Annotated in this window: 6 protein-coding genes; 2 read left to right on the top strand and 4 right to left on the bottom strand. The window is 65.8% G+C overall.

The features are described from left to right. The 3 genes from ACPUER_RS25675 to ACPUER_RS25665 all read right to left on the bottom strand — a co-directional run. On the bottom strand, nucleotides 1–857 hold an 857-nt coding region (locus ACPUER_RS25675; RefSeq protein WP_425132473.1), incomplete at its 3' end, for an SDR family NAD(P)-dependent oxidoreductase. Between the two features lie 21 nt (nucleotides 858–878). Next, nucleotides 879–2,459 carry a flavin-containing monooxygenase gene (locus ACPUER_RS25670; RefSeq protein WP_425132472.1) on the bottom strand — a complete coding sequence of 527 codons (1,581 nt, stop codon included), beginning with the start codon at nucleotides 2,457–2,459 and terminating at the stop codon, nucleotides 879–881. A gap of 248 nt (nucleotides 2,460–2,707) precedes the next feature. Then, nucleotides 2,708–3,379: a lysoplasmalogenase gene (locus ACPUER_RS25665; protein ID WP_425132471.1), complete on the bottom strand. Its 672-nt coding sequence runs from the start codon at nucleotides 3,377–3,379 to the stop codon at nucleotides 2,708–2,710. A gap of 414 nt (nucleotides 3,380–3,793) precedes the next feature. On the opposite strand from ACPUER_RS25665, the gene speB reads away from it, so the two are divergent. Then, nucleotides 3,794–4,762: an agmatinase gene (gene speB / locus ACPUER_RS25660; protein WP_175959360.1), complete on the top strand. Its 969-nt coding sequence runs from the start codon at nucleotides 3,794–3,796 to the stop codon at nucleotides 4,760–4,762. A 291-nt stretch (nucleotides 4,763–5,053) separates the two neighbouring features. Here the strand turns inward: speB and ACPUER_RS25655 are convergent, their stop codons facing one another. Further along, the gene (locus ACPUER_RS25655) at nucleotides 5,054–5,542 is read right to left on the bottom strand and encodes a DinB family protein (RefSeq protein ID WP_425132470.1); all 489 of its coding nucleotides are present in this window, start codon (nucleotides 5,540–5,542) and stop codon (nucleotides 5,054–5,056) included. Nucleotides 5,543–5,671: 129 nt separating this feature from the next. On the opposite strand from ACPUER_RS25655, the gene ACPUER_RS25650 reads away from it, so the two are divergent. Next, complete coding sequence (locus ACPUER_RS25650) at nucleotides 5,672–6,547, top strand: LysR substrate-binding domain-containing protein (protein WP_425132469.1); 876 nt, start codon at nucleotides 5,672–5,674, stop codon at nucleotides 6,545–6,547. Nucleotides 6,548–6,591 lie beyond the last annotated feature (44 nt).

The raw sequence follows: 6,591 nt of genomic DNA, 5'->3' as shown, positions 1-6,591 counted from the left end.
GCGTCGCGGCGGGCCCGCGCGGCCTCGCGGCGCGTCGCGAGCACGACGAGCGCCTGGTACGCGGACGGCAGGACGCGCGCCATCCAGTCGCCGGCCTTCGCATCGCGGCCGATCAGCACGCGGCGCTTGTTGCGGCGCACGCCGGCGAGGATCGTGCGCGCGGCGTCGTCGGCGGTCGTGATGAAGAACTTCTCGAACGTGTCCCTGCCTTGCTGCTCGCTCGCGACCATGAAGCCGACCATGTTCTTCGACACGCGGCTGGCCTGCGCGATGTTCGTGCGGATGCCGCCCGGATGCACGCAGGTCGCCGACACGCCGCACTTCATCATGTCGAGCTCCTGGCGCAGCGATTCGGTGAAGCCGCGCACCGCGAACTTGGTCGCGTTGTAGCCGCTCATGCCCGGTTGCGCGAAGATCCCGAACAGGCTCGACGTGTTGATCACGTGGCCGTCGCCGGATGCCTTCAGGTGCGGCAGGAACGCCTTCGTGCCGTGCACGACACCCCAGAAATTGATGTTCACGATCCACTCGAGATCGCTGTAGTCCATCCCTTCGATCGTGCTCGACAGCGCGACGCCCGCGTTGTTGAAGATCAGGTTGACCTTGCCGTGTTCCTTCGCGGTGTCGTCGGCCCACGCGAACATCGCGTCGCGCTCGCCGACGTCGAGCACGCGCGTCGACACGCGCACGTTCGGCGCGATCGCGCGGACGATCCGTTCGGTTTCGGCGAGGCCGACGCCGTTCTTGTCGGCGAGCGACACATGGCAGCCGGCCTGCGCGAGCTGGATCGCGAGCGAGCGGCCCATGCCCGAGCCGGCACCCGTGATCGCGGCGACCTTGTTGGCGAAATCTCTCATGTCGTTGGCTCCTTGTCGGGCTCAGGCCGCTTCGGCGGAAGTGGAGGCGGAAGCGGCGGGCGCGGCGATCGGCCGCGCGATCGTGTCGTGCGGTGCGCGATACGCGTGGTAATCGGCGATCGAGAAGCGCGCGGTCGCCTGGCGGAAACGCCACGTGAAGCCCGGCCACAGCGTCGTGTTCTTGCCCGTGCGCGGATCGAGATACCAGCTCTTGCAGCCGCCCGTCGACCAGATCGCTTTCTTCAGCTTGCCTTGAAGGTCGCTGTTGAACTGAGCTTCGACGAGCGGACGCACCTCGATCGCGTCCGCGCGCTCGCGGCGCATCGCCTGCAGCGCGCCGAGGATGTATTCGATCTGCGACTCGATCATGAACACCATCGAGTTGTGGCCGAGGCCCGTGTTCGGGCCGACGATCATGAAGAAGTTCGGGTAGCCGGGCAGCGTCGAGCCGAGATACGCATGCGCGCCGTCGCGCCATGCGTCGACGATGTCGAGGCCGCCGCGGCCGACGATCGCGCCGCGCGGATACGGATCGGCGACCTGGAAGCCGGTGCCGTAGATCAGGCAGTCGACTTCATGGCGGCGGCCGTCGGTCGTCACGACCGCGTCGGCTTCGATATGGTCGATGCCGGTCGTGATCACGTCGACGTTCTTGCGCGACAGCGCCGGGTAGTAGTCGTTCGAGATCAGCACGCGCTTGCAGCCGAGCGTGTAGTTCGGCGTGACGGTCTTGCGCAGCTCCGGATCGGGAATCTGCTTGCGGATGTGGCGCAGCGCGAGCTTCTGCACGTTCTTCATCAGCGACGGATGGATCGCGAAGCCGAGCACGCGCGATTCGAGCATCCAGTAGATGCCGCTGCGCACCACCTTCTGCGTGAACGGCAGCGTGCGGAACAGCCATTTCTCGAACCCGGTCAGGTTGCGGTCGGGTTTCGGCATGATCCACGGCGGCGTGCGCTGGAACAGCGCGAGCGCCTTCACGCGCGGCGCGATCTGCGGCACGAACTGGATCGCGCTCGCGCCGGTGCCGATCACCGCGACGCGCTTGCCTTCGAGCGCGTAGTCGTGATCCCACTGCTGCGAATGGAACGCGCGGCCCCGGAAATTCTCGACGCCCGGAATTGCCGGCAGCGCGGCGCGCGACAGGCCGCCCATCCCCGACACCAGCACGCGCGCGGACAGCCGCTTGCCGTTCGCGAACGTGAGGCGCCAGCGCTGCGCGGCCTCGTCGTACTCGGCGCGCTGCAGCTCGTGGTTCATGCGCAGGTGCGGGCCGATCCCGAAGCGCTGCACGCAGTCTTCCAGATACGCGCGGATTTCCGGCTGCGGCGCGAACATGCGCGTCCAGCGCGGGTTCGGCGCGAACGAGAACGAATAGACGTGCGATTGCACGTCGCATGCACACCCGGGGTAGTGATTGTCGCGCCACGTGCCGCCGACCGACGCGGCCTTCTCGAGGACGACGAAGTCGGTCAAGCCTGTCTGCCGCAGGCGGATCGCCATCCCGAGACCGGCGAAGCCGGTGCCGATGATGGCGATGTCGATGGTTTCGTCCAGGCCGTCGTGGCCGGGCGGACCGAAAGGCAACGTGCGAGCATTCATCCGGGTGTCTCCGATTTGGCTCATTTTTTAATGTTACATTGGTTGATGTAACGATAGTGGGTGAGCCCGGAAACCGCAAGAGGCTAGAAGTGGCGCTCTAAGGGCCGGAAAACCAGGCGGGAAAAGGCTGAGCGGGGTTTGGAACAGCGCATTTTCCGCAATGCGGGATACGCGGAAAGACGCGTCGATACGGGCGGAGCGGGGCGGAGAGGAGACCGCCGGTATGCGGCGGTCTGTTTGAAACGGAATCAGGGGCGGATCGATCGGGCGGCCGTCTCATGGAAAACCCCGGCCACGATCGTGACCTGCGCGAGCGCGTAGAGGCCCCAGATCAGGTAATCGATGCCCGGAAAACCGCCGAGGAACCGGCCGACGCCGATCAGCGTATCGGAGCCGACGAAGATCAGGCTGCCGACGGCCACCAGCGGGCCGTGCGTGCGGGCGGCGAGCGCGAAGCTCGCCATCGCGCACAGCACGAGCATGTAGACGGCGACCGGTGCCAGCAGTTCGCCGAGGTGCGGCAGGAAGGCGAGGTAGAACGCGGGCGCGGCGATCCACAGCCCGATCAGCGCGACGATGCGCCAGCCGTGCGGCCGCGCGCGCCAGCGCAGGAAGATCGCGCAATAGCACAGGTGCGTGAGCAGGAACGCGCCGAGGCCGAGGACGAACGACAGCGGCCAGTCGGGCAGCGCGAGCAGCGCGTCGCCGAGCACGGCCGTCGCGAGCGCCGCGCACAGCCACGCGCGTTCGCGCGGCGCGCCGCAGGTGCTGCCCGCCGCGAGCAGCAGGATGCCCATCGCGGCTTTCGCGGCGGCCTGGCCCGGATAGGGCGCGGCGGCGAGCGACAGTCCGTACAGCAGCGCGGCGGCGACGGCGAGCGGCCAGAGCCGGCGATAGGTGGCGGGAAGCGTGGCGATCAAGGCGGGTGTCTCCGGTTTGTTGTTGTCTGCGGTGGACGGCGCGCCGTCGTCGTCGGCGGCGCGGCTGCGGCCATTATCCGGAAGAAAGGGCGGGCGAAAACCGGCGAATCCTTCTAGGACGCGGTCGGGATGACACGTGCAGGTGTGTGCCCGCCGCCGCCGCGATCCGGTGCTGCCGGGTGACGATGCGCGGCCGTTGCCGCCGGATTTTTCAACGCGTTGCCCCTGCTGAACCGGGGCAACGGCTCCAATTCGGCTTGCTATGATCGCCGCGGTATAGCCGTTGTCGTTGTCCCGCCCGGCCGCGCGACTGGATGCGCAAGCCGGTGCGTGCCCGATGTATCCACGCCGTGCCCGGCCCGCGCGCCCATGCAACGCGAGGCCGAGCCGGCCCCCATGAAAACAGGTCCGACCATGACCGAACTTCTCCATGGCGACGGCGCGATCCGTCGCACGACGCCGTACGGCTCCTCGATCGAAAACACCTATGCGGGCGTGCTGTCGTTCATGCGCCGCAACTATTCGCGCGCGCTCGACGGCGTCGACGTCGCGATTTCCGGCGTGCCGCTCGACCTCGCGACCACCTATCGCTCCGGCGCGCGGCTCGGGCCGGCCGCGATCCGTGCGGCGAGCGTGCAGCTCGCGGAGCTCAATCCGTATCCGTGGGGCTTCGATCCGTTCGACGATCTCGCGGCCGTCGACTACGGCGACTGCTGGTTCGATGCGCACAACCCGCTGTCGATCAAGCCCGCGATCGTCGAGCATGCGCGCACGATCCTGCGCTCGGGCGCGAAGATGCTGACGCTCGGCGGCGATCACTACATTACGTATCCGCTATTGGTCGCGCACGCGGAGCGCTACGGCAAGCCGCTGTCGCTGATCCATTTCGACGCGCACTGCGATACGTGGGCCGACGACGATCCGGACAGCCTCAATCACGGCACGATGTTCTACAAGGCCGTGAAGGAAGGGCTGATCGATCCCGCGACGTCGGTGCAGGTCGGCATCCGCACGTGGAACGACGATTTTCTCGGGATCGAGCGGCTCGATGCCGCGTGGGTGCACGACCACGGTTCGCGCGCGGCGGTCGAGCGGATCGTCGACATCGTCGGCGCGCGGCCCGCGTACCTGACGTTCGACATCGACTGCCTCGATCCGGCGTTCGCGCCCGGCACGGGCACGCCGGTCGCGGGCGGGCTGTCGTCCGCGCAGGCGCTGGCGATCGTGCGTGCGCTCGGGGCGGTGAACCTGGTCGGTGCGGATGTTGTCGAGGTCGCGCCTGCTTACGATCACGCGGACATTACGGCGATCGCGGCCGCGCATGTCGCTTGCGATCTGCTGTGTCTATGGCGGCAGAAGAAGGTGGCGGGGGCGTTGAAGTAGGGCGATGGTCGACCTTCATCACGCGGGTTTGTTGCTCAAGTACGAGGTGCCCACGACGCACGATCTGTTCGCGTGCTGGCTGGCGTGAGCCGCGCGCGCATCGACAGCACCTCTGTGCGGATTCTCCATGACGATCTCCTTTCAGGCGAACGGGATCGAGTGTGCGCATCTTCCGGCGGCGCTATCCGACTCGTTCCTGCGCTGCGGGGGCTCACGGCCTGAAAACAGGTTCCGAGGTCGATAAGTCGTTGCATTGCATGCGATGGCAATCCGCTTCCACGCAAGCATGGGTCATCCGAGCGGAAAATAGGTGATGTCCAGGGCGGGGGGCGCGACGGGCGTCTGCGAGAGGAGCGCATGAACTTGGCCGCGATGGTGGGCGTGATGAATGAAAATGTGGGAAAGAACGAGTTGAAGAGGTTTTCGTTGCGGCGTTCCATCCATGCTCGTGTAGTCGATGTTTTTCTCCAGGTCGTTGCGTGCGACCGTGCCGACAATGCGGACAAGCCGCTCATCCTCCGTTAGTCTTGCGGTTCGCAGGCTCTCGAAATCCTGGCAGACGACATGGTCCAGGGACGGGATGTCATGCCCTTCCCCGGAGAGCCGGCCGAGCCAGATGCGGTCGGTGGCAAGCAGATGATTGAGCGTATTGTGGATCGAGCCGAAGGCGCAGGCGCGCTCGAGAAAATAGTCGTCCGGCGAAAGCCCGGCGCATGCGTCGTATAGGAGGCCATTCGCCCAGACGGTCCAACGTGCCAACATCTCGAAGTTGTTCCTCATCACCGTTCCTTTGTCTTTCGATAGCCGCACGGGTAATCTATTGGCCCTGATGGCCCCTGTCGATGGCGTTTTTCTGATCAGCTATAAGGCCCGATGATGCCTGTCCGCCGTGATCCGCCCCAGACCCACTTGCTTCGCGCCTTTGAGGCTGTCGCCCGGCTGAAGAGTTTCAAGCAGGCGGCTGTCGAAATCGGCGTGTCACAGAGTGCTGTCAGCCAGCGCGTGGCGGCTCTCGAAACCCGCCTCAATACATGCCTGATCCATCGAGACCATGGCCGCTTCGAATTGACCCGCGATGGCCTTGCTTATCTGGCAACAGCGGAAGGCGTGCTGAGAACGCTGGCGCGCGCGGACAACAGGCTTGCGGATCGCCGCGACACTGTCCGCATGACGGTTGTCTCGTCCTTTGCGCACTGCTGGCTCGCTCCCCGACTCGAATCGCTCTCCCAGTCCTTTGAAGACATCTGTCTCGATCTGCACGTTTCCGACGAGATCGTAGCCATCGACGAAGGCGAATACGATCTCGCGATCCGCTTGCATCCGAGGGCTGGTATCCCGGGAGAGCGGATGACGGCAACCGACGACGTGCTCATCCCGGTCCACGCGCCCGGCAGTCGGGCGAGCCGTGCCGGGCGCCCGGACCCGTTCGACGGTATGAGGTTGCTCGAAGATGACTGCAGCCGTCTCGGCGGATCTCGCCACCAATCGTGGGACGCATGGTATGAGTTCAACGGATGCGATATTCCGCGAGAGCGCAGGCGGATCGTGTTCAGCGATGCGGGCTTGATGATCGAGGCCGCGCGCCGCGGGGCAGGCGTCGCTCTCGCACGCCAATCGCTGGTGGCGGACCATCTGGCTGCCGGCGAATTGGTGAAATTCGACGGAACGCCGCTCGAATGCGTGGGGCAGACATCATTGATTCAACGACGAGCGAGCAGTCGCAGCAAGGCAAGTCAGCGCGTCGCAAAATGGCTTCTTGATGCCGTGTCCGCCGCTGTCGCTTAGGATCGCTTGTCGTGTTTTTGGGACGGTGGTCTGGAAGTCGGGCG

The organism is Burkholderia sp. DN3021 (genome assembly GCF_049805555.1).
GTDB classification, from domain to species: Bacteria; Pseudomonadota; Gammaproteobacteria; order Burkholderiales; family Burkholderiaceae; genus Burkholderia; species Burkholderia pyrrocinia_C.
This window is presented reverse-complemented; position numbering and strand designations above follow the sequence as displayed.